The sequence below is a fragment of the Xanthomonas sp. WHRI 7065 genome (assembly GCF_040203115.2).
In the GTDB taxonomy this organism is placed as follows: Bacteria; Pseudomonadota; Gammaproteobacteria; order Xanthomonadales; family Xanthomonadaceae; genus Xanthomonas; species Xanthomonas arboricola.
In genome coordinates this window covers 1,906,111-1,927,330 of record NZ_CP168194.1, presented here as the reverse complement: position 1 = coordinate 1,927,330, position 21,220 = coordinate 1,906,111, and the positions used below count along the sequence as shown (strand labels likewise).

The window sequence follows — 21,220 nt, the reverse complement described above, 5'->3', positions numbered from 1 at the left end:
CACGCTCCCGCCGATCGATTCAAGCCCCGGATTGTATCACGAAGGGGCACCACGATGCCGCCGGTTTACCGGCCAGAAACAAGCACTTGCAGGATTTTGGCGGGGCGATGCGGCGATAGTGCGCCGCACTGGCCTCAGCCGCCGAACGCCGCCTGCATGCGGGCCAGGTCCGGCTGCGCGATCACCCCGCGTTCGGTGACGATCGCATCGATCAGGCTGCCGGGGGTGACATCGAACACCGGATTCCAGGCGTTGATGCCATCGGCCACCGTGCGCACGCCGCCGATCCCGAACAATTCGCCCGGATCGCGCTGCTCGATCTCGATCTGATCGCCGCTGGCGGTGTCCATGTCCACCGTGGACGACGGTGCCACCACCATGAATTTGACGCCGTGGTGGCGCGCGGCGATCGCCAGCTGATAGGTGCCGATCTTGTTGGCGGTATCGCCGTTGGCGCAGATGCGGTCGGCGCCGACGATGACCCACTGCACCAGCCCGGACTTCATCAGATGCGCGGCGGCCGAATCGGCGATCAGGGTCGCGTCGATGCCATCCTGCTGCAGCTCCCACACCGTCAGGCGCGCACCCTGCAACCACGGCCGGGTCTCGCCGGCAAACACCTTGGCGATGCGCTGCTGCGCCATGCCGGCACGGATCACGCCCAGCGCGGTGCCGAAGCCGGCGGTGGCCAGCGAACCGGTATTGCAATGGGTCAGCACGCCGCTGCCGGTCTCGATCAACGACGCACCCAGCGCGCCCATATGCCGGTTGGCCGCCAGGTCTTCGTCAGCGATGGCCTGCGCCTCGCGCGCGATTACCTCGCGCCAGTCGGCACCGGCAGCGCCCAGCACGCGACGCATGCGCATAAGCGCCCAGGCCAGGTTGACCGCGGTCGGACGCGCAGCATTGAGCCGCAACAGCGCCGGTTCGAGCTTCTGCAGGGCCGCACTGCCGTCGTCGGCAACGATGTCGCGCGCCGCCAGCACCACGCCCCACCCGGCCGCAATGCCGATCGCCGGCGCGCCGCGCACGGCCAGCGAATGGATCGCCTCGGCCACGGCATCGCTGGTGTCGCAACGCACATGCTCGACCACGAAGGGCAGCTTGCGCTGGTCGAGCAGTTCCAGGGCATCGCCCGTCCACAGCAGCGGGCGGATATGGTCGTAGCGGGCGTAATCGATATGGGCGCTGTCGTTCATCCGGACATTGTAAGGCGCGCGGGCAGCCCAGTCAGTGGCCACATCGCTCAGCCCGCTGGCGATGTCGCTACTGAGCTGGTCGAGTGCGCGGCGTCCGCACCGCGCCAGAGAGTTGGCCGGCAGCTTCTTGGAAGCCTGTTGCGCAGCCTGCGCGAGGCGGATGAGAAGTTGGCAGGTGGCGTGTTGAACGCTTTTCTGTTGCCCGGCTTGCGATGGCAAGGTAAAGAGAAGCTGGCCGACGCACAGTGCTCCAACCAGCGCACGTCACGCCCTGCCTGCACCACTCACACCGACCACACCGACGGGTCCTTGCCCGCCTATCGTCGCGGGACCTTACGCGGCATGGATGCCGCGTAAGCGCCTACAGGGACGTACTTGCGGCGTGTCCCGCGATGGTGGGCGGGCAAGGGCCCTGCAACCGAGCCACAGATCGCCCGCTCCACGCCCGACGCATCCGCACCCCGTTCAATCACATCTCAAGAGAACTGGGAGCTTGAGCTTCAGCGTGGTCTGGATGTTCCAAGCAGAGCTGGTCGAGGGCTAGACACCCTCACCAACCTGGTCGCGTGCTGACGGGGCCACGGCGCCGGCTACGCCCACCTACGCGATGGAGAGCAGCGGTTTCGTCACTCCATCAGTCGACGATGAACTCGGCGCGGCAGCCGTCGTTGACCCACACGCCGTCGCGGCTCCAGCCCCAGGTCTGGCCTTCCACGCATTCCTTCTTGGAGATCTGCCGGCCTACCCGCACCTGGCGCTCCACCGAGATCCCGCAGGTGCGGCGTGCGCCCTTCTTCGATTCGCAGGTCACCATGCGTGGCATGGCCACGAACCCGGAACCGTCCTCGGCAGCGACCTCGAATTCGCCATCGCAGCCGCGCGAGACCCAGATTTCGTTACGGCGCGCACCCCAGCTGCGGCCTTCCTTGCACGGCCACACCGAGCGCTGGCGCAGCAGGCGCACCGGCGCACCACGCAGCACCACCGGGCAAACCACCTTGCCGCCGTTGGAATCGCAGCGCACCACGCGGCGCATCTGCGGAGCGCTCAGCACCCGCGCGGCCGCAAACTCCGCACGGCAGCCCTGTTCGACCCAGACGCCACCGCGTTCGATGTCCCACTCGCTGCCACGGATGCAACTGGTCTCGGACAGCTGGCGTACCAGCTGGACGCCGTGCTCGGTATCCATCGCACAATGCACGCGCGCCATGTCCTTGGACTCGCAACGGACGACGCCGGCGGCGCGATCCGCCGCACGCGCATCGGCCAGCATCAGCAGCGGCAAGCACCACAAACCGCATAAGCTGATCAGCCACTTCATGCCGACAATCCTCACCCAAACACACTCTGCGCCGCGCCCCCGTGGACGCCACGATGAGAGCATCATCGATGTGAAGATAGCAATACGGTGGCGATGACAGCGGGATGGCACCGGGCGCGCGCCCGGTGCCGCGCAGACACTGGGTACCGCCGTGGGTCAGGCGCGGGCGAACGCGAAGGCCAGCACATCGGCAATCTGCGTGGTGCCACGCATGGCCATCAACAGCCGGTCCACACCGACCGCCACCCCCGCGCAATCGGGTAGTTGCGACAACACCGCCAGCAGGCGCTCATCCACCGGCAGCTGCGGCAATCCACGCGCCGCACGCACCGCGTTGTCGCGCATGAAACGCGCACGCTGCTCCTGCACATCGTTGAGCTCGTGGTACCCGTTGGCGACCTCGTAGGCGCCCAGATACAGCTCGAAGCGCTCGGCCACCGGCGGCTCCCCGGGGCGGATGCGCGCCAACGCGCACTGGCTGGCAGGCCAGTCGTGCACCACGGTCAGCGTGTCGCTGGCAAAGCCCGGCTGGAGGCGATGGGTCACCAGCAGATCCAGCCAGTCGTCGCGGGTCAGGCCATCCGGATCGATGGCGATGTCGTGCAGCGGTGCGCGCAGCGTTTCGATCGGATCGCGCAACGGGTCGATGCCCAGTGCCTGCACGAACAGCGCGCGATAGCTCAGCACCTGCACCTGCGCGTGGCGCCCGACCAGCGCAAGCGCGCGGCGCACCAACGCAACGGTCTCCTGTGCCAGGGCGCGATCGTCCCAACCCACCCGGTACCACTCGAGCATGCTGAACTCGGGATTGTGGCGGCCGCCGGCCTCGCCATTGCGGAACACCCGCCCCAGCTCGTAGCAATCGCCCACCCCGGCCGCCAGCAGCCGCTTGAGCGGATATTCCGGCGAGGTGCGCAACCAGCGCACCGCCGCGCCGGCATCGACATGGCCGCTAAAGCGCGTGCTAAAGCTCTCGATATTCGGCTCGGTGTTGCCGGCCTCCGACAGCACCGGCGTCTCCACTTCCAGCACGCCGCGCTCGGCGAAGAAATCGCGGATCAGCGCGTTGAGCCGCGCGCGCAACCGCAACGCGTCCAGATCGACCTGCGTCACGGTCATGGTTGCTGGCCGTGCTCGCCAAGGAAGCCCAGCAAGCGCGCCTCGTCCCAGATCTCCACGCCCAGCGACTGCGCCTTGTCCAGCTTGGACCCGGCTTCTTCGCCAGCCACCAGAAACGCGGTTTTCTTGGAGACGCTGCCGGCGACCTTGGCGCCCAGCGCTTCCAGCCGTTGCTTGGCCGCATCGCGGGTGAGCGCGGCCAGGGTCCCGGTGATCACCACGGTCTGGCCGTCGAGCGGGCCGGTTTGCAGCGCGTCGGCGTCGGGCAGACGCGACAGCACCGTTTCCATCGCCTGCTGCGCGGCGCTTGCCAAGGCCGCATTTTCCGGCCGCTCCAGCCATTGCAGCAGCGACGCCACCACCGGCGCGGGAACGCCGGCCTGCAACAAGGCATCGGACCCCGCGCTGCGCAGCGCATCGAAGGAGGCCACCGCGGCAGCCAGCTGCTGCGCACGCACCGGCGTCACCTTGGGGATATCCATGTCCTGCAGCACGCTGGCAAAGCTCAGCGCCTCGCGCAGCCTGGGTGATGGCGGATGCGCATCGCCAATGCGCACGCCACGCTGCAGCAGGTCGTCGATGGCCTGCTGATTGCCGGGCTGGTCGAAGAAGTGCCCGAGCGAGCGCGCCACCTCGCCACCGATGTCGGGCACGCGCTTGAACAGCGGCCACGGCAGATGGCGGATCAACGCCAGATCGCCGAACCACGCCGACAAGGCCTTGGCGGTGCTCTCGCCGACATGCTCGATGCCGAGCGCAAACAGGAAACGCTCCAGCGTGGTATCGCGCGATTGCTCGATCGCCTCGATCAGGTTTTCCGCCCACTTGGTGGCGATCTTCTTGCGGTTCCAGTCGAACGCCGGCAGCCCGGCGCGCAACAGATCGGCCTGCCAGGTGTGCGGCGCCTCGCGCTCGCCGGCCAGGTCCACACCGATGCCGACCACGGTGTTTTCCAGCTGGCCGTACGCACCGCTGGCCAGATGCTCGCGCGCCTCGCGCAGGAATGCGTGCGGGCTTTCGGCAGTGCTGATCATGCGCAATTGCAGCAGCTGGTCCACGTTGAGCAGATACAGATCGGCCACGCCCTGCACCACGCCGCTGTCGACCAGCACCTCGATGAACTTTTCGCCCAGGCCATCGACATCCATCGCGCGGCGCGAGACGAAATGCCGGAACGCTTCCTTGCGCTGCGCCGGGCAGGTCAGCTCGCCGGAGCAGCGCCACACCGCCTCGCCTTCCTCGCGCACGATCTCCGACCCGCAGACCGGGCAGTGCGTGGGCATCTGCCATGGCTGGGTGACGGGCGGCCGTTGATCGGCAACCACGCCGGCCACTTCGGGAATCACATCGCCGGCACGCCGCACGATCACCGTATCGCCCACGCGCACATCCAGCCGCGCGATCTGGTCGGCGTTGTGCAGCGTGGCGTTGGTGACGATCACCCCGGCCACGTGCACCGGCTTGAGCCGCGCCACCGGCGTGGCCGCACCGGTACGGCCGATCTGGATCTCGATCGCCTCCACCGTGGTGGACTGCTCCTGCGCCGGGAACTTGTGCGCGATCGCCCAGCGCGGCGCGCGAGAGACAAAACCCATCTCGCGCTGCCCGGCCAGATCGTCGAGTTTGTAGACCACGCCGTCGATATCGAAGGGCAAGCCGTCGCGCGCCTCGCCGATGCGTTGGTAGTACGCCAACAGGCCGTCGCTGCCCTGCACCACCTCGACCAGGGCGCTGACCGGGAAACCCCATGCGCGCAACTGCGCCAGGATCGCCGAATGCGTCTGCGGCAGTGCGCCTTCGCTCACTTCGCCCACGCCATACGCGAAGAAACTCAGCGGGCGCTGCGCCGTGATGCGCGCATCCAGCTGACGCAGCGAGCCTGCAGCGCCATTGCGCGGATTGGCCAGCACCTTGCCGCCCTGCAGGCGCATCTGCGCGTTGTAGGTCTCGAAGGCGGCGCGCGGCATGTACACCTCGCCGCGCACCTCCAGTACCTGCGGCCAGCCTTCGCCACGCAGGCGCAGCGGAATCGCCTTGACGGTACGCAGATTGGCGCTGACATCCTCACCGGTGGCGCCGTCGCCGCGCGTTGCGCCCTGCACGAACTCGCCGTTTTCGTAGCGCAGGCTGATCGCCAGGCCATCGAGCTTGGGCTCGGCCGAGAACAGCGGCTGTTTCACCTCCAGCCGCTCGCTGATCCGCCGTACGAACTCGGTCACTTCCTCGTCGCTGAAGGCATTGCCCAACGACAGCATCGGTAGGGCATGGCGCACTTCGGCAAAGCGCGACGCGGCCAGGTGGCCGACGCGCTGGGTCGGCGAATCGGCGCTGGCCAGCTCCGGGTGCGCAGCCTCCAGGGCTTCCAGTTCGCGCATCAGGCGGTCGTAGTCGACGTCGGCCATCTGCGGCTCGTCGAGCACGTGATAGCGGTAGTTGGCGTCCTCGATACGATGACGCAGGGCGCCGATGCGCTGAGCGGGATCCGGGCTGACAGTCATACGATCGCTGGGCTGGCACTGGGCCGCCCATTCTAACGGGCCGTGCCGGTGTGCAAGTGCTGCCCGACCGCCAACCAAACCGCGCGACAGCGAGCCCGGCAGCGATTTCCCGATAGGCAGACAGGCACAAACCCGCTAGCGTGGCGCCCTCTTTGCCTGCTCGCCTGGAGCTCACCGTGCCGTTGCCCGTCTCGCGCCGTTCGTTTCTCAGCCTTGCCAGCGTTGGCGTGGCGATCTCCGCACTGGGACTGGCACCCGCGGCCGGGGCAGCCCGCAAACGTGCCGCTGCGCCGGCCAAGCCCGGTGTGGCGCCGGCAGCGGGCGCGGTGTTTCTCAATCTCAACGAGCATCCGCTCGGCCCCTCGCCCGCCGCAGTGGACGCGGCAACGCGTTCGCTGGAACGCGCAGGCCGCTATCAGTTCGAGATGGAGCAGGACCTGCGCAACCTGATGACCGGCGAGCTGCAACTGCCCGGCGACCATCTGGCGTTCTTTCCTGGTTCCAGGGACGCACTGCTTCGTGCCGGCAGCCTGTTCACCTCGGCACGTGCCGGGCTGGTGGTAGCCGACCCGAGCTTCGACCCGATCATCGACAGCGCCACCGCCCGCGGCGTGCCGGTACGCAAGGTGCCGCTGCGGGCCGATGGCGCGCACGACGTCAAGGCGATGGCCAAGGCCGACCCGTCCGCCGGCCTGATCTACCTGTGCAACCCCGGCAACGCCAGCGGCGCCATCACCCCGCGCGCCGATATCGAATGGCTGCTGGCCAACAAGCCGGCCAGCGCGGTGCTGGTGGTCGACGAGGCGTATATCCACTACAGCAACGAGCCGTCCGTGGCGGATCTGGTGCGTCAGCGCCAGGACCTGATCGTGCTGCGCAGCTTCTCCAAGCTCTACGGCATGGCCGGCCTGCGCCTGGGCGCTGCGCTGGCGCCGCCGGGGCTGCAGACCAAGCTCGCCAGCCTGGGCAGCAACCCGTTGTCGGTACCGGCAATGGCCGCCGGCATCGCCAGCCTGCGCGACCCGCAACTGGTGCAGACCCGCCGCGCGGAGAACGCCCGCGTGCGCGACGACACCATCGCCTGGCTCAAGAGCAAGGGCTACACCTGCCTGCCCACGCAGGCCAATTGCTTCCTGCTCGACATCAAGCGCGAGGCCGGCGTGTTCGCCGACTCGATGCAGAAACAGGGCGTGATCGTCGGCCGCAGCTGGCCGATCTGGCCCAAGCGCGTGCGCGTGAGCGTCGGCACCGAGGCGGAGATGCTGCGCTTTCGCGAGGCGTTTACCAAGGCCAAGCGCTGATCGCCAAGCACAGAGTGGTCATTCCTTCTCCCCCTCGGGAGAAGGTGCCCCGAAAGGGCGGATGAGGGTACGCCTCGTAGATCTATCAACACCTGTAATGACAAGCGCATCGCCAAGTGCCGTCAGACCTGGATCACCGACTGCTCCACTGCTTCGCCTCCGTACCCTCAGCTTAACCCCCCGCTCCGCGCACCGGCCCGCGCAAGCAGCGCGGGCGCTCCAAGGCGCGCGCGCCGGTGGCGCGCACGCGGTGCGTTCTCGCCCAGGAGAGAGGGGCTTTGATTTCCTATCGCGTGGGAGTTGGCAGAGGCGCGGCAGCATTCGGACGCAGCAAGCGCCGGATCCACACGTAGCTGAGCGCAAACGTCAGCGCCATCGACACCGCAATCCACACCAGGAGCTGGCGCATCATCGGCGGGCCCTGAAAGATGCGCGCGTAGTAGCTTGCATCCAACAGCGCGATCACGTGCGGCAGGAAGACAGTGACGATGGGCGTTGGCACTGGCGCAACCAGCAGCGTCACAGCAGCGGCAAACCCGATCGAGTTCCATTGCGCGCGACCTGGCCTTGTCGGCGCGCCTTTGCGCAAACGCAGCGCAATCCGCGACACCATCCATAGCAGCGGTGCGGCCAGGATGGCCCACACCGCCAGCAACATCAGCACCGCCAGCGCGCCCTGCAAGCTCCACATCGTTCACCTCTACGCTAGAACGCGCCCTGCGGCAGGTCGCGACTTAGACCGCGTGTGGACGACTCACGGTCGGGATGACTCGCGGTCAATGGCTCGCAATCACTGACTCAGCGACGCTCGATCACCAGCGGTGCGCAATCACCACCCACGCACATCACCAGCAGCCCGCACTTAAAAGCAATACGCACTCACTCACCAGCGCGGCGACTTGGTCAGCGGCGGTGCCTGGTGCTGGCGATCGTAGGCGCGCAGTTCGTCGCGGATATGCGCCACGCGCTGGCGGCCCAGCGCATTGCGGCTGTCGTCCAGCACCACGCCGTCGAGCAGCTCGGCCATGCGCTGCACGGTCGGCAGCATCTTTTCCCAGGCATCCAGCGCGGTCATCGGTGCCGGCAAGGTGAGGAAGAACGCAATCGCCGGGGTCTGCATCTCGCGGATGTTGGCCATGTCGAAGCTGCCGGGCTTGAGGATGCTGGCCATGCTGAAGATCGGCCCGCGCTCCGGGTGCCCTTCCACCAAACGGTGGAAGACATTCATGTGACCGAACACCAGCCCGGTCTTCTCGGCAGCGACCACCACATCTTCGCCGCGCAGCACCTGGCCGGCCTTGGCGGCCACGAACAGCGAGACGATCTTGTCGAAATCCTGGTTGGGCCGCTTGCCGACATCGTTGCCGCCGGCCGCATCGGCATCGTCCAGGTTCAGTTCGCTTTGCTCGGCGCCTTCATTGCGCTCGAACGGGTCGCCCTCCACGCCAGGCTCGCTGGAGATCACCGGCTCGCGGCGCTCGCGCGGTTGCCCGTCGTCCTTGTCGACCCGGCGCCCTTGCGGCGATTTTTTCGGGCGACCAAACAGGAAGATGGCCGCGACCAGCAGCAGTCCAGCGATCAGGATCCCGATCCGGATCATGGCCATGTCGGACATTCAGCGTGCCTCCGCATAAGAGTGACAGGTGTCGATATTCCGACAAGCATGGCACGTCATGCCGCACCCGCCAAACGTGCGGCTTCTTCCAGGTCCACGCTGACCAGGCGACTGACGCCCGGCTCACGCATGGTCACGCCGGAGAGCTGGCGCGCAGCCTCCATCGTGGCCTTGTTGTGGCTGACGAACAGGAACTGCACCTTCTCGCTCATTTCCCGCACCATGTTGGCCAGGCGGCCGACATTGGCTTCGTCCAGCGGCGCGTCCACCTCGTCGAGCAGGCAGAACGGCGCGGGATTGAGCTGGAAGATCGCAAACACCAGCGCCACCGCGGTCATCGCCTTCTCGCCACCGGACAGCAGCGAGATGCTGGACACGCGCTTGCCCGGCGGGCGCGCCATGATGGTCACCCCGGTATCGAGCAGGTCTTCGCCGGTGAGCTCCAGATATGCGTGGCCACCGCCGAACAGGCGCGGATACAGCGCCTGGACGCCGGAATTGACCCGATCGAAGGTGTCCTTGAAGCGGCCGCGGGTTTCGCGGTCGATTTTGCGGATCGCCTCTTCCAGCGTCTCCAGTGCGGTGTTGAGATCCAGATTCTGCGCGTCCAGATATTCCGAACGCTGCGCCGCTTCGCCGTACTCCTGGATCGCGGCCAGGTTGACCGGTTCCAGCCGCCGCATGCGGCCGTCGATCTGGCCGACCGCCGCCTCCCACTCGGCCACGTTCGCGGCTTCCGGCAACCCATTGACGACGTCTTCGAGCACAAAGCCGGCTTTCACCACGGCGGCCTCCAATTGCTCTGCGCTGAGCACCAGCGCCTGCTGATCGAGCTTGCGCTGCGAGATGCGCTCGCGCTGGGCCAGCGCCTGTTCGTCGCGCTGCTGGCGGGTCTGCTCATAGCTGCGCAGCTCGCCATCGATGCTCTCGAGCATGGTGCGCGCTTCGCTCAGCACGCGCTCGGTGCGCACACGCTCGCTCAACGCGGCCTGGTGCTCGTGCTCCAGCGTTTCCACCGGTGAGTCGCCGTCGCTGAGCTGGGCGACCAGGTCCTCCAGACGCGTATCGAGCTGACCGCGCTGGCTGTCCATGCGCTCCAGCGTCTGGCTCAGTGAGGTGATCTGGGTGCGTTGCGATTCCAGCGTCAGCGCCAATGCATGCATCGCATCGCGCACGCCACGTGCGGCATCGCGGGCCTGATCGCGCGCATCGGTGAGCTGACGGCGTTCGTTCTCCAGGGCCTCGCGAGTGCCTTGCAGGTCGCCCATCAGGGTCACCGCGTCTTCGAGCTTGGCACGTGCCTCGCGTGCCTGCTCGCGGCTGGTGTCCAGCGTTTCCAGCAGCTGCGACAATTCGTTTTCGATGCGTTCGATGCGCGTGCGCGCGGCATCGACCTTGCCCTGCTGACTCTGCAGCTGACCGGCCAGTTCGGACACGCTGCGGTGCGCCATATACAACTGGCGCTGCGCATCTTCGCGTTGCTGTTCGGCCGCCAGCAATTGCTCGCGGAAGCTGCCCAGGCGCTGCTCGAGTTCGGCCTCGCGCTCCTGCAGCGTTTCGATCTGTGCGCGCAGCTCCTGAATCTCGCGCTCGCGCAGCAAGGCGCCCTGCTTGGCGGCACCGGAGCGCGACACCCGCACCCAGCCCTCGCCCAGCCGCTCGCCGCTGCGAGTGATGACCGAATCGCCTTCGGGCAGGCTGCGCTGCAGCGTGCGCGCGGCCTTCAGATCCTCGGCCGCGTGCAGGCGCGCGAGCAGGCGACGGATCGCGATCGGCCCCTGCACCTTGGCCGCCAGCGAGGTCGGCGCGAAGCTCGCGCTGTCGCTGGCACCGGACACCAGCGCGATGCGGCCCTCGCCCAATTCGCCCAACGCATCGACCAGTTGTTCCGGCGCATCCACCAGCACGCCTTCGATCAACTGCCCCAACGCGCCTTCCACCGCGTTTTCCCAGCCGCTTTCGACCGTGATGCGCTCGCCGACACGTGCGGCAGAATCCAGCCCGCGCGACTTCAGCCACGCCACTGCGGCGCCCTGCTCCTGGCCAAGTGCGGCCTGCTGCAGGGTTTCCAGCGACGACAGCCGGCCACGCGCGGCCTGCGCCTGCTTGCGCACGTCGGCCAGTTCGCCCTGGCTGGCGCGCTGTTGTTCCTGCAGCCCACCGAGCGCGTGCTTGCGCGCTTCGACCTGCTCGGTCAGCCCGTCCAGCGAGGTCTTCTGGGTTTCGTGGCGCAGCTCGATCTGCTCGAATGCCTCGGCCAGCGCATCCAGGTCCAGCCCGGCGCGCTCATTGACCAGCGCTTCGCGGCGGCGCTCGGCCTCCAGCGACTGGCGATCGAGATAATCGACGCGCGTGCGCTCCACTTCACCGGCACGCGAGGCTTCGCCGGTGTCGCGGTTATGGGTTTCCCAGCGCTGCTGCCAGTCGGCCAGACGCGCTTCGGCCTCGCGTAGCGACTCCTGGCGGAATTCGTGGTCTTCGCGCAGCTGTTCCAGTTGCGGTTCGGCAGCGTCCACCGCCTCGCGCAACACCGCCAGCCTGGCCGAATCGCCGCTGATATGCTGGGTCAGCTCCTGCAACTGGCTCTGCGCCTCATCGCGCGCCTTGTGCAGACGCTGCGAGAGCTCGCGTTGGTGCTGGATCTGCTGCTCGATGCGCGCCAGCGCACCACCGACCTGATAGACATCGGCCTGCGCCTTGGCCACCGCTTCGGCGGCTTCCTCGCGACGCGCGCGCCCGGTTTCGATCCGCGCCTCGGCATCGCGCTGTTCGGCGATCAGCTGCTGCAGCCGGGTCTCTTCCTGATTCAGTTTTTCGCGCAGCCCCTGCAGCCGGCCATCCAGGCCGCGGTATTCCAGCGCTTTCCACTCGGCGTCCTTGATCCGGCGCTCTTCCTGCAGGGCCTGATACTGCTCGGCCTGGCGCGCCTGGCGTTGCAGATGCGCCAGTTGCTTGGTGATCTCTTCGCGCAGGTCGCCCAGGCGATCCAGGTTCTCGCGGGTATGCCGGATGCGCGTTTCGGTTTCCTTGCGGCGCTCCTTGTACTTGGAAATGCCGGCGGCTTCTTCCAGATACACGCGCAGGTCTTCCGGGCGCGCCTCGATGATCTGGCTGATCATGCCCTGCTCGATGATCGAGTAGCTGCGCGGCCCCAGGCCGGTGCCCAGGAACAGGTCGGTGATGTCGCGGCGCCGGCACTTGGTGCCGTTGAGGTAGTAGGCGCTGTTGCCGTCGCGACTGACCAGGCGCTTGACCGATATCTCGTTGAACGAGGCAAACTCGCCGCTGATGGTGTGATCGGAATTGTCGAAGATCAGCTCCACCGTCGCCTGCGACACCGGCTTGCGCGCCGAGGAGCCGGAGAAGATCACGTCGGTCAGCGAGTCGCCACGCAGGCGGCTGGCCGAACTTTCGCCCATCACCCAGCGCACCGCATCGATGATGTTGGACTTGCCGCAGCCGTTGGGACCGACGATGCCGGTCATGTTGGTGGGCAGGTGCAACGTGGTCGGGTCGACGAACGACTTGAAACCGGACAGTTTGATCGTGGACAGGCGCATGGGACTGAAGGTTCCGGGCACCGCACGGGCGGGGCCGGCAGGCGCTTTTTCCTGTGAAGCCGCCCCTAAGCCCTTGATCCACAAGATCTATGGGCCGTGGAACCGGCAATGGAGCATGAGTATAGCGGGCCTGGCACCGCTGGCGTGGCCGCAGAAAGACGAAGGGCGCCTAACCAGGCGCCCTTCGGGTACAGCGTGCAGCGTGGATCAGGCGTCGGATTCGACGATGACCTTGACCGAGGTTTCCACATCGGCGTGCAGGTGCAGCACAACGTCGTACTCGCCGACATTGCGGAATGCGCCTTCGCCCAGGATCACTTCGCTCTTTTCCAGCGGCAGGCCGGCGGCGGTGAACGCCTCGGCGATGTCGCGCGGGCCGACCGAGCCGTACAGCTTGCCTTCGGTCGACGCATGCGCGCCGATGGTGACGCTGGCGCCTTCGAACTTGCCGGCGCGGCTCTGTGCATCGGCCAGGATGGTGTTGGCCTTGGCTTCGTAATCGGCACGCTTGGCTTCAAACGCTTCGACGTTGGCAGCGGTGGCCGGAACGGCCTTGCCATGCGGCACGAGGAAGTTGCGGCCGTAACCCGGCTTGACGCTGACCTTGTCGCCCAGGCCGCCGAGATTGGTCACTTTCTGCAGAAGAATCAGATCCATGGTGTTGCTCCGTTATTCGTTAGCGCCGGCACTTTGGCCGACGCAACGTTTGCTGTCCGAAAAGACGGGATTCGGGAATCGGGATTTGGGAATCGCAAGAGCACGATCAACACCGCATCTCGAATGACCGGCCTCTATATTTTTAATAACCCGCACATGGATGTGCGGGCTTTTGTGAGGGACTCACATCAACGACTCGGATTAAACGTCGTGATTGTCCGTGTACGGGATCAGCGCCAGGAAACGCGAGCGCTTGACGGCCGTGGCCAGCTGACGCTGGTACTTGGACTTGGTGCCGGTCACGCGGCTCGGCACGATCTTGCCGTTCTCGGTGAGGTACTGACGCAGGGTGTTGAGATCCTTGTAATCGATCTCTTTCACGCCCTCGGCGGTGAACTTGCAGAACTTGCGACGACGGAAGAACTTGGACATGACAGCGCTCCTTAAGCGGCTTCGGCGTTGTCGCCGTCGGTATCGGTGGCGGCAGGTGCAGCATCGCCCTCATCGTCATCGCGACGACGACGCTCGCTACGCTCGGGCTTGTCGCCCTTCTCGTCCTTGCTCTTCATGATCAGCGACTGCTCGGTGTCCGGGCCGTCGCGCTTGACGACCAGGTGACGCAGCACCGCATCGTTGAAGCGGAAGCTTTCCACCAGCTCGCTCAGCACGGCCTGGTCGACTTCGATGTTGAGCAGCACGTAGTGCGCCTTCACCAGGTTCTGGATCGGGTAGGCCAGCTGACGGCGGCCCCAGTCTTCCAGACGGTGGATGGTGCCGTTACCGCCCTCGATCAGCGACTTGTAGCGCTCGATCATGGCCGGGACCTGCTCGCTCTGATCCGGGTGGACCAGGAACACGACTTCGTAATGACGACTCATGTTGTATTACCTTTCGGATGTGGCCACGTGGGCCGGACAGCTCCCCGGTGACCCGCGCAAGGCGGCCGGTGGAGCAAGGATTCCCGCCCGGAACCGGGCAGGAAGCAGGAAAGTATGGCAGTTCAGGCGCTTAGCCGCAACCGGGCCGAGCCAGCGGGCGAGCCCACGGACAGGACATCTGCGCGGCGACTGCTTGAGCCCCTCTCCCGCCGGGGTAATAAGGCACCACTTGCGCGCCACTGGCGCGCGTGCCTTGGAGCGCCCGCGCCGCAAGCGCGGGCCGGGGCGCGGGGGTTGGGGTGAGGGTCCGCGGCGAAACCACTGGTGACGTCTAACCGCGCGAGGCTTCGCCCCTTACCCTCATCCGCCCTTCGAGCACCGTCTCCCGGTGGGAGAAGGAATAGCGCGCGCCGGCCGGCTCAGCGATGCTCGGCTTCGGTCGTAAAGCTCTCCCCGCAGCCGCACTCGGCAGTCGCGTTGGGATTGCGGAAGGTGAAGGTCTCGCTCAGGCCGTGCTTGCCGAAATCGATGCAGGTGCCGTCGACCAGCGGCAGGCTGACCGGGTCGACGAAGATGCGCACGCCCTCCTGCTCGAACACCGCGTCGTCGTCGCGTTTCTCGCGCGCCAGGTCGGTGACATGGCCCCAGCCCGAGCAACCGGTCTTGGTCACGCCAAAGCGCAGACCCAGCGTCCCCGGGGTCTGCTGCACAAAACGCTGCACGCGCTCCAGCGCGGCGGGGGTGAGGCTGATGGCCATGGGGGGGTGCTCCGGAAACGATGGTGGCAAGTATAGCGAGGCTGCAATCACCGGGGCTGCAGCCGCTGCGACGACGTGTTCCCCAGATGGGGCCATGTCCGGCCTTGGACAAGCGCAACCATCCGCAAGCGGTTCAGATGCTCGCGCCAGCGCGCCCGCAGCCAGTAAACTCGCAGACCATTCAAAGTCGCTACGGCGAGGACAAGTCATGACGGTGGTCAGCGTTGAACATGCGCTTGCGGGAAAACTCCCGGAAGGCGGCGAAGTCACGGTACGGGGGTGGGTGCGCACGCTGCGCGGATCTGCCGGACTGGCCTTCATCAACGTGACCGATGGCTCCTGCTTCGCTCCGATCCAGGTGGTGGCCAACGACACCCTGCCCAACTTCGACGAGATCAAGCGCCTGACCAGCGGCTGCTCGCTGATCGCCAAGGGCGTGCTGGTGAAGTCGCAGGGCAAGGGTCAGTCGTTCGAGATCCAGGCCAGCGGCGTGGAGATCGTCGGCTGGGTCGAAGACCCGCTGACCTACCCGATCCAGCCCAAGCCGATGTCGCCGGAGTTCCTGCGCGAAGTGGCGCACCTGCGCCCGCGCACCAACCTGTTCGGCGCAGTCACCCGCATCCGCAACTGCCTGGCGCAGGCGGTGCACCGCTTCTTCCACCAGAACGGCTTCAACTGGATCAGCACCCCGATCATCACCACCTCCGACGCCGAAGGCGCCGGGCAGATGTTCCGCGTCTCCACGCTGGACATGGTCAACCTGCCACGCGATGCCAGCGGCGCGGTGGATTTCAGCCGCGACTTCTTCGGCAAGGAAACCTTCCTGACCGTGTCCGGCCAGCTCAACGTGGAGGCCTACTGCCTGGCGCTGAGCAAGGTCTACACCTTCGGCCCGACGTTCCGCGCCGAGAACAGCCATACCACGCGCCATCTGGCCGAATTCTGGATGATCGAGCCGGAAATCGCCTTTGCCGATCTGGCCGAAGACGCGCGCCTGGCCGAGCAGTTCCTCAAGTACCTGTTCCGCGCGGTGCTCGATGAGCGTGGCGACGATCTGGCATTCCTGGCCGAGCGCGTGGACAAAAACGCGATCGCCAAACTGGAAGCCTTCATCAATGCCCCGTTCGAGCAGATCGACTACACCGAGGCGGTGAAACTGCTGCAGAACTCGGGCAAGAAGTTCGACTTCCCGGTCGAGTGGGGCCTGGACCTGCAGACCGAGCACGAGCGCTGGCTGACCGAGGAACATATCGGCCGCCCGGTGGTGGTGACCAACTACCCCGAGCACATCAAGGCCTTCTACATGCGCCTGAACGACGACGGCAAGACCGTCGCGGCGATGGACGTGCTGGCGCCGGGCATCGGCGAGATCATCGGCGGCAGCCAGCGCGAAGAGCGCCTGGATGTGCTGGATGCACGCATGGCGCAGTTCGGCCTGGACCAGGAGCACTACAGCTGGTACCGCGATTTCCGTCGCTACGGCTCGGTGCCGCATGCCGGCTTCGGCTTGGGGTTCGAGCGCCTGGTGGTCTACGTGTGCGGGCTGAGCAATATCCGCGACGCCATCCCCTACCCGCGCGCGCCGGGTAGCGCCGAGTTCTGATGTGAGCCTGCTGGCCGCCGCCACGCTGCAATTGCTGGCCTTCGCGGCAGCGTTGCTGGGCGCCGGCATCGCCGGGGTGCGCGGCGTCCGGCTGGCGCAGCTGGCAGCCGCACATCCAGGTGCCAGCGCGTGGTGGCAGGGTGACACGGCACGCAGGGCGATCATCCACGCCGTGCGTCCGTTATGGTGGACCATCGCTGCGCTGGTGATCGGCGCAGCACTTCCCCAACTCGCACTGATGCTGGCGGGCACATGACCCTGTTCTTTGCACTGTGTTTTGTCGGTGTGGCCGTTGCCGGGCTCACCGCCTTGCTGATCTTCTGGCCGCTGACGCTGGTGCACCTGCGCGACCGTCATCCCGAGGCGCTGGCCAGCTTCGGCGAGCCGGCCTTCATCAGTCCTGCGGCGCTGCGCTGGTTGCTGGCGCGGCGCTACCGCAGCCATCGCGACAGTGCGCTGTCCGGCCTGGCCACGCCGGCCTGGCTGTCGCTGCTGACCATTTTCTTCGGCCTGGGCATGGCAGCCCTGCTCGGCCTGCTTTCCAAGGTAATGCCATGAATACACCGCAAGACACCGCACATGACGACCACGATTCGTGGTGGCTGGCCACGATCGGCCGCACGCTGATCTGGGCGCGCCTGCGCGTCAAGCAGGCCGGTACCGCCGAAGTCCTGGACAGCGACGGCAAGATCCTGCCCTACGACAGCGAAGACAGCGCCCGCGCGGCCTTGTTCGATGCCGAATTCGTCGCGCTCGACGGGCTGGACGAAGAAGACGCGCTGACGCGTGGTTTCTCGCTCGACGAAGTCTCGCCGCCGCGTGGCGACGACGATGCGGACCTGCGCGAACGCATGGTGCTGACCCTGGGCGGTCGCGCCTGACATGTACGCCCCGCGCGCATTCGCGCAGACCGATCTGGCACTGCTGGACTGGCTGATCGCGCGCGACCCGTTCGTCACCATGATCAGCCACGGCGAGGACGGACAGCCGGCGATCTCGCATCTGCCTGTGCTGTACCGACGCGATGCGCAATCCGTGGTCATCGAAGGCCACTGGGCGCGCCCCAATCCGCAGGCGCGCAGTCCCGGCGATGCGGTACTGGTGGTGCAGGGCCCGCATGCCTATGTGTCGCCGAGCTGGTATCCGGACAAGGAAGCGGCCGCACGCGTGCCGACCTGGAACTACGCCGTGGCGCATCTGCATGGACGCTGCGAGCAGGTGAGCGATGAGGCAGCGCTGGGCGAGCTGATCGGCCGCATGAGCACGCACTTCGAACAACGCGTCGGCAGTGACTGGCTGTTCGAGATGGAACGCGACAGCCACCGCCGCCAGTTACGCGGCCTGGTCGGCTTCCGCTTCGTTCCGAGCCGCATCGAGCTGACCTTCAAGCTCAGCCAGAATCATCCCGCCGCCAATCGGCGCAGCGTCAGCCAGTTCCTGGCGCAGCAACCCGACCAAGCCTCGAACGCGATCGCAGCGTTGATGCAGGCGGCAATGAATGCCGATACGACGCGCTGAGACGGCCTCAGTTGCGCATTGGAAAGACAGATCACCACAGGGTTGGGACGCGTCGGCCACATTGTCGGCCGACGCCGGCGTGCCTGGCACCCTATTTCCCCGAAGGCTAGTGCAACTCAGCCAGCCCGGCGCGATCGCTGCGGCACAAGCGCCTCACAGGGATCGCTGCCACAGCCGGATGCGGGGTCAAGCGGAGAAAGTCCTTGCGCGATTGCATAGCGGGTGAGCTGGGCAATGCTTTGAATATTGAGTTTCAACATGCAGTTTTCGCGATGCGTGCCCACCGTTTTCACGCTCAAGTGCAAGCGCGTGGCGATCTGTCTGGTCGACAGGCCCTCGGAGTAAAGCTGCACGATTTCGCGCTCACGTGAGGTCAGCCGGGTATACGCAGAATCGTCTTTGGCGGCTCGACGTAGTCCTGCGATCAACGAACGCGACATCTGCGGACTGATATAGATCTGATCCTGACCAACGAGTTGAATCGCACGCAGCAACTCGGCGAAGGTACTGGTTCGCGCCAGATAGGCTTTTGCGCCAGCTTCGAAGACCGCGCTGGCACGCATGCAGGCATCGGACGGAGCAATGCAGATTGCCCGGCTGCCGGGACTGCGTTGAATCAAACGTCGGGTCAGATCGATGCCATTGAGGCCAGGGAGCAGGACATCCACCAGGACGATATCCGGCTGCTCTCTGGCAGCGATCTGCAGACACGCCAGTCCGTCTTCGGCATGCCCCACCACTTCGAAACCCGGAACCTTTTGCAGCAAAGCGACCATGCCTTCCACGAGGATGGTGCGATCAGCAGCGACGACGATACGTGTCTTCATCATTCCCTCGGTTACACGAATGGGGACCGCGATGTGCAGCGGCATTCAAGCGGCGCGCTGCAGCGAATCGACAGATGCTCGGCAGGAGCACTTGAGCGAGCTTGTCATACGCTCATCTCGGCACCATCGGTTCTGGACTGATTTGGCGACCGTCGAATGCTGGTTTGCACAACGGTGTAGATGTCGGTGCGACGCAATGACGGGTAGGTTTGCCTGGGGTGTGTTACGCACGTTGCACCGGAGCCGAAGCGGACTGTGCCGCTCCGGACCAACACGCACCGCCACCTGATGCTCGGCACGCTGTGCCAGACATCGTTTCTGCATGAGACTGCCGATAAAAGCGAACGCGGTTCCAGCTGCAGCTCAACCGCGAAAGATTACGAGTCGCCGGACATCATTTGCCTGGCAAGGCCGGTCAGTTGCTGACGCACCTGATCCAGACGCGGGTCCGCTTCCAACTCGCGCTGCAGGTCCAGCAGACCTGCGGCAAGTTCGCCACGCGCGCGGATACCTTCGGACTCGACCAATGCGCGCTGAGACTGGATCGCTGCAGCGGCGTGTTGGCTGGAATCACCGCGTACGACCGTTTCCATGACATCGACCATGCGTTGCAGCAGGCGATAGACGGCACTTGCCGAAAATCCGCCCATCATCGCCAACGCGGGTTTTCCGAACGCGCCCAGGCTACTTTCGGCAAACAGATCCTCCGGCAGCAACTCCACCAAGATCAGACCGGCGATGAGGCCCAGAATCATGCGCGCGGCATAGGAAGAATCGAATCGCGGATCGTACGTCGCGTCGGCGACGTAACGATGGGCCTGGAACAGGGCGGAAAACGCTGCGCCAAGCCCGGCACAGGCCAGGATGAACATCACATTCCAGCCCAGCGTGCTGCCCGAGGAGTCGAGAAATCCCAGCGCGATGTTCTGCTCGTTGACAAGGCTGGACATCGCCAGCCCGACCACTGAGGCAAGGCAGCCGACCGAGCTTAAGGTCAAGGTGCGGATCAGCGGAATTGGACCGAGCCAGCGCAAAAAGCCACCGCGTAAGCGCTCCCGCTCGATCAGCACCACCGCTTGCGGCGTTGCGGGTTGGATCGCGCGAACCAGCTGTCGGTGCAGAGCGGCCAGTTCGCGCGCGCCAGCTTCGCCATGCAGGGAGGTGCCAGGCATCACCCGTAGTTCCGCCAACCGGCCAGGCAGATCGGGGGACATCGCCAACCCCTGCTTTAGCGCATACGACACCATGGCCCGACATTCGAGCTCCAGCTGTTCAAGCACGCTGGAGAAGACCGGCCCGGTGAATCCTGCCGGCGAGACGGACTGGGCCACCGCGCGTCGCCGCAGGCCGACGCGCATCCTGGTTCGCTTCCACATAAGTGATTCCCAACATGCAGGCGCGCATCCAGCCCGATCTCAGGGCATCCGTTCGAACAGCGTCGTATCGCGCTGACCTTTCACAACAAGAGCAAGCTCTGCGCTGCCATCGTCGCGAATCCGCAGACTGGCTTGGCCATCGCTGAGCTGGCGGCAATAGCCTCTATCGTTGGCCCCGATCCAGGCATTCAACGCGCCTGCCGCACGCCCGGCATAGCGCAATTCCACTTGGCAGTCGCGGGGGGCGCCATAGCGCAGGCGACCGAGCACGTCTCCCGGGCGGACTGTGGTCGCCACGATCTCCAGCTGGGCGGAAATCAGGCCCGCCCCACGCCAGCGCCCAGCTTCAGCCAAACCTGCGCTGCTCTGATCCAAAGCAACGACCAACGGCGAATCGCGGCCGGGCAGCGTGAGTTGCATGCCGGACGTCGCACCTTCCGTCACCTCAAGCTGGGCGCGGCCACCGGCTAGCCCATCGCAAAACCTGCCGCCATTGCGAGACAGCAGCGCGTAACCGTCCGGCTGCGCTCGTAGCTCCAGCGCACAATTGAAAGGAGGTCCAAATCGCACGTCCGCCGTTTGGGTGCCGTCGGCTCCCACCGCGCGCCCGCTCAGGCGGACATAAACCGGGCCAGCACCACCGCTGGCGGACAGGATTCCGCGCCAGTCACCTGTCGGAATGCTACCAGCCGGAGCGGCCTGTACTGCGCTCAATGAAAGGCACAAGGCCAGTGCTGAGGTGATGCGGAGAACATGACGTCGATGATGAGGTTGGGTAGACATGAGAAAGCTCCGATAAGAAGTTGGACAGGATGGAAAGATCGATCAAGCTGCTGCTCAGCACACCGGCTGCAGTAACTACCAGAACTGCAACCAAGCAGATGATGAAGTTGGACAGCCGCCGGCACCGAGACCGCCGGCAGAGATCCGCATGCAGGGCCGCCACATCGGTTCCCAGCCGCTCGGCGAGCGCGCGGGCATCGGCGTCTG

Annotated in this window: 20 protein-coding genes; 6 read left to right on the top strand and 14 right to left on the bottom strand. The window is 66.0% G+C overall.

Annotated features, from left to right (window positions below; translation table 11 throughout):
* Positions 1-134: 134 nt before the first annotated feature.
* From mtnA to ligA, 4 genes are all read right to left on the bottom strand, one after another.
* Positions 135-1,199 (bottom strand): S-methyl-5-thioribose-1-phosphate isomerase, encoded by a 1,065-nt coding sequence (mtnA, locus tag ABQY64_RS08370; protein WP_349779977.1) that lies wholly within the window; start codon positions 1,197-1,199, stop codon positions 135-137.
* A gap of 634 nt (positions 1,200-1,833) precedes the next feature.
* Positions 1,834-2,520 (bottom strand): DUF3011 domain-containing protein, encoded by a 687-nt coding sequence (locus tag ABQY64_RS08365; protein ID WP_047125576.1) that lies wholly within the window; start codon positions 2,518-2,520, stop codon positions 1,834-1,836.
* A gap of 156 nt (positions 2,521-2,676) precedes the next feature.
* On the bottom strand, positions 2,677-3,639 hold the full coding sequence (gene epmA / locus ABQY64_RS08360; RefSeq protein ID WP_349779976.1) for an EF-P lysine aminoacylase EpmA: 963 nt from the start codon (positions 3,637-3,639) through the stop codon (positions 2,677-2,679).
* Complete coding sequence (gene ligA, locus ABQY64_RS08355; RefSeq protein ID WP_349779975.1) at positions 3,636-6,137, bottom strand: NAD-dependent DNA ligase LigA; 2,502 nt, start codon at positions 6,135-6,137, stop codon at positions 3,636-3,638. Before ligA ends, epmA begins: the two co-directional genes overlap by 4 nt.
* A 176-nt stretch (positions 6,138-6,313) precedes the next feature.
* Here ligA and ABQY64_RS08350 point away from each other — a divergent pair, with 176 nt between their 5' ends.
* Complete coding sequence (locus ABQY64_RS08350) at positions 6,314-7,438, top strand: pyridoxal phosphate-dependent aminotransferase (protein WP_349779974.1); 1,125 nt, start codon at positions 6,314-6,316, stop codon at positions 7,436-7,438.
* 286 nt (positions 7,439-7,724) lie between these two features.
* Here the strand turns inward: ABQY64_RS08350 and ABQY64_RS08345 are convergent, their stop codons facing one another.
* From ABQY64_RS08345 to ABQY64_RS08315, 7 genes are all read right to left on the bottom strand, one after another.
* On the bottom strand, positions 7,725-8,129 hold the full coding sequence (locus ABQY64_RS08345; RefSeq protein ID WP_349779973.1) for a hypothetical protein: 405 nt from the start codon (positions 8,127-8,129) through the stop codon (positions 7,725-7,727).
* A gap of 192 nt (positions 8,130-8,321) precedes the next feature.
* Complete coding sequence (gene zipA / locus ABQY64_RS08340) at positions 8,322-9,053, bottom strand: cell division protein ZipA (protein ID WP_102584325.1); 732 nt, start codon at positions 9,051-9,053, stop codon at positions 8,322-8,324.
* 56 nt (positions 9,054-9,109) lie between these two features.
* Positions 9,110-12,613, bottom strand: a complete 3,504-nt coding sequence (gene smc / locus ABQY64_RS08335) for a chromosome segregation protein SMC (RefSeq protein WP_349779972.1) — start codon at positions 12,611-12,613, stop codon at positions 9,110-9,112.
* A 207-nt stretch (positions 12,614-12,820) separates the two neighbouring features.
* On the bottom strand, positions 12,821-13,270 hold the full coding sequence (gene rplI, locus ABQY64_RS08330) for a 50S ribosomal protein L9 (RefSeq protein ID WP_349779971.1): 450 nt from the start codon (positions 13,268-13,270) through the stop codon (positions 12,821-12,823).
* Between the two features lie 201 nt (positions 13,271-13,471).
* A complete protein-coding gene (rpsR, locus tag ABQY64_RS08325; protein WP_005991243.1) occupies positions 13,472-13,702 on the bottom strand; it encodes a 30S ribosomal protein S18 in 231 nt (76 codons plus the stop codon).
* A gap of 11 nt (positions 13,703-13,713) precedes the next feature.
* On the bottom strand, positions 13,714-14,148 hold the full coding sequence (gene rpsF, locus ABQY64_RS08320) for a 30S ribosomal protein S6 (RefSeq protein ID WP_006451585.1): 435 nt from the start codon (positions 14,146-14,148) through the stop codon (positions 13,714-13,716).
* Between the two features lie 419 nt (positions 14,149-14,567).
* Positions 14,568-14,906, bottom strand: coding sequence for an iron-sulfur cluster assembly accessory protein (locus ABQY64_RS08315; protein WP_016904198.1), 339 nt, complete (start codon positions 14,904-14,906; stop codon positions 14,568-14,570).
* A gap of 208 nt (positions 14,907-15,114) precedes the next feature.
* Here ABQY64_RS08315 and asnS point away from each other — a divergent pair, with 208 nt between their 5' ends.
* Genes asnS through ABQY64_RS08290 form a run of 5 tightly spaced genes read left to right on the top strand, consistent with a single transcriptional unit; the run spans position 15,115 to position 18,027 of the window.
* Positions 15,115-16,509 (top strand): asparagine--tRNA ligase, encoded by a 1,395-nt coding sequence (gene asnS, locus ABQY64_RS08310; RefSeq protein ID WP_039511777.1) that lies wholly within the window; start codon positions 15,115-15,117, stop codon positions 16,507-16,509.
* Position 16,510: 1 nt separating this feature from the next.
* Positions 16,511-16,765 carry a hypothetical protein gene (locus ABQY64_RS08305; RefSeq protein ID WP_166768245.1) on the top strand — a complete coding sequence of 85 codons (255 nt, stop codon included), beginning with the start codon at positions 16,511-16,513 and terminating at the stop codon, positions 16,763-16,765.
* Positions 16,762-17,067: a hypothetical protein gene (locus ABQY64_RS08300; RefSeq protein WP_047125582.1), complete on the top strand. Its 306-nt coding sequence runs from the start codon at positions 16,762-16,764 to the stop codon at positions 17,065-17,067. The genes ABQY64_RS08305 and ABQY64_RS08300 overlap by 4 nt, the downstream gene beginning before the upstream one ends.
* Entirely contained in the window at positions 17,064-17,390 is a 327-nt protein-coding gene (locus ABQY64_RS08295) for a hypothetical protein (protein WP_349779970.1), read from the top strand. Before ABQY64_RS08300 ends, ABQY64_RS08295 begins: the two co-directional genes overlap by 4 nt.
* A gap of 1 nt (position 17,391) precedes the next feature.
* Positions 17,392-18,027 carry an FMN-binding negative transcriptional regulator gene (locus ABQY64_RS08290; RefSeq protein WP_349779969.1) on the top strand — a complete coding sequence of 212 codons (636 nt, stop codon included), beginning with the start codon at positions 17,392-17,394 and terminating at the stop codon, positions 18,025-18,027.
* A gap of 116 nt (positions 18,028-18,143) precedes the next feature.
* On the opposite strand, the gene ABQY64_RS08285 is transcribed toward ABQY64_RS08290, so the two are convergent.
* The 3 genes from ABQY64_RS08285 to ABQY64_RS08275 all read right to left on the bottom strand — a co-directional run bounded on the left by ABQY64_RS08285 (position 18,144) and on the right by ABQY64_RS08275 (position 21,013).
* Positions 18,144-18,857 carry a response regulator transcription factor gene (locus tag ABQY64_RS08285; protein ID WP_052767946.1) on the bottom strand — a complete coding sequence of 238 codons (714 nt, stop codon included), beginning with the start codon at positions 18,855-18,857 and terminating at the stop codon, positions 18,144-18,146.
* Between the two features lie 374 nt (positions 18,858-19,231).
* Positions 19,232-20,101, bottom strand: coding sequence for a hypothetical protein (locus ABQY64_RS08280; protein ID WP_349780032.1), 870 nt, complete (start codon positions 20,099-20,101; stop codon positions 19,232-19,234).
* Between the two features lie 168 nt (positions 20,102-20,269).
* Entirely contained in the window at positions 20,270-21,013 is a 744-nt protein-coding gene (locus tag ABQY64_RS08275; RefSeq protein ID WP_104559171.1) for a hypothetical protein, read from the bottom strand.
* Positions 21,014-21,220 lie beyond the last annotated feature (207 nt).

Bases quoted from the DNA above. Each gene is read 5' to 3' on its own strand.
- mtnA (WP_349779977.1), bottom strand. From the start codon at position 1,199: ATGAACGACAGCGCCCATATCGATTACGCCCGCTACGACCATATCCGC.
- ABQY64_RS08365 (WP_047125576.1), bottom strand. From the start codon at position 2,520: ATGAAGTGGCTGATCAGCTTATGCGGTTTGTGGTGCTTGCCGCTGCTG.
- epmA (WP_349779976.1), bottom strand. From the start codon at position 3,639: ATGACCGTGACGCAGGTCGATCTGGACGCGTTGCGGTTGCGCGCGCGG.
- ligA (WP_349779975.1), bottom strand. From the start codon at position 6,137: ATGACTGTCAGCCCGGATCCCGCTCAGCGCATCGGCGCCCTGCGTCAT.
- ABQY64_RS08345 (WP_349779973.1), bottom strand. From the start codon at position 8,129: ATGTGGAGCTTGCAGGGCGCGCTGGCGGTGCTGATGTTGCTGGCGGTG.
- zipA (WP_102584325.1), bottom strand. From the start codon at position 9,053: ATGTCCGACATGGCCATGATCCGGATCGGGATCCTGATCGCTGGACTG.
- smc (WP_349779972.1), bottom strand. From the start codon at position 12,613: ATGCGCCTGTCCACGATCAAACTGTCCGGTTTCAAGTCGTTCGTCGAC.
- rplI (WP_349779971.1), bottom strand. From the start codon at position 13,270: ATGGATCTGATTCTTCTGCAGAAAGTGACCAATCTCGGCGGCCTGGGC.
- rpsR (WP_005991243.1), bottom strand. From the start codon at position 13,702: ATGTCCAAGTTCTTCCGTCGTCGCAAGTTCTGCAAGTTCACCGCCGAG.
- rpsF (WP_006451585.1), bottom strand. From the start codon at position 14,148: ATGAGTCGTCATTACGAAGTCGTGTTCCTGGTCCACCCGGATCAGAGC.
- ABQY64_RS08315 (WP_016904198.1), bottom strand. From the start codon at position 14,906: ATGGCCATCAGCCTCACCCCCGCCGCGCTGGAGCGCGTGCAGCGTTTT.
- asnS (WP_039511777.1), top strand. From the start codon at position 15,115: ATGACGGTGGTCAGCGTTGAACATGCGCTTGCGGGAAAACTCCCGGAA.
- ABQY64_RS08300 (WP_047125582.1), top strand. From the start codon at position 16,762: ATGACCCTGTTCTTTGCACTGTGTTTTGTCGGTGTGGCCGTTGCCGGG.
- ABQY64_RS08295 (WP_349779970.1), top strand. From the start codon at position 17,064: ATGAATACACCGCAAGACACCGCACATGACGACCACGATTCGTGGTGG.
- ABQY64_RS08290 (WP_349779969.1), top strand. From the start codon at position 17,392: ATGTACGCCCCGCGCGCATTCGCGCAGACCGATCTGGCACTGCTGGAC.
- ABQY64_RS08285 (WP_052767946.1), bottom strand. From the start codon at position 18,857: ATGATGAAGACACGTATCGTCGTCGCTGCTGATCGCACCATCCTCGTG.
- ABQY64_RS08280 (WP_349780032.1), bottom strand. From the start codon at position 20,101: ATGGTGTCGTATGCGCTAAAGCAGGGGTTGGCGATGTCCCCCGATCTG.
- ABQY64_RS08275 (WP_104559171.1), bottom strand. From the start codon at position 21,013: ATGTCTACCCAACCTCATCATCGACGTCATGTTCTCCGCATCACCTCA.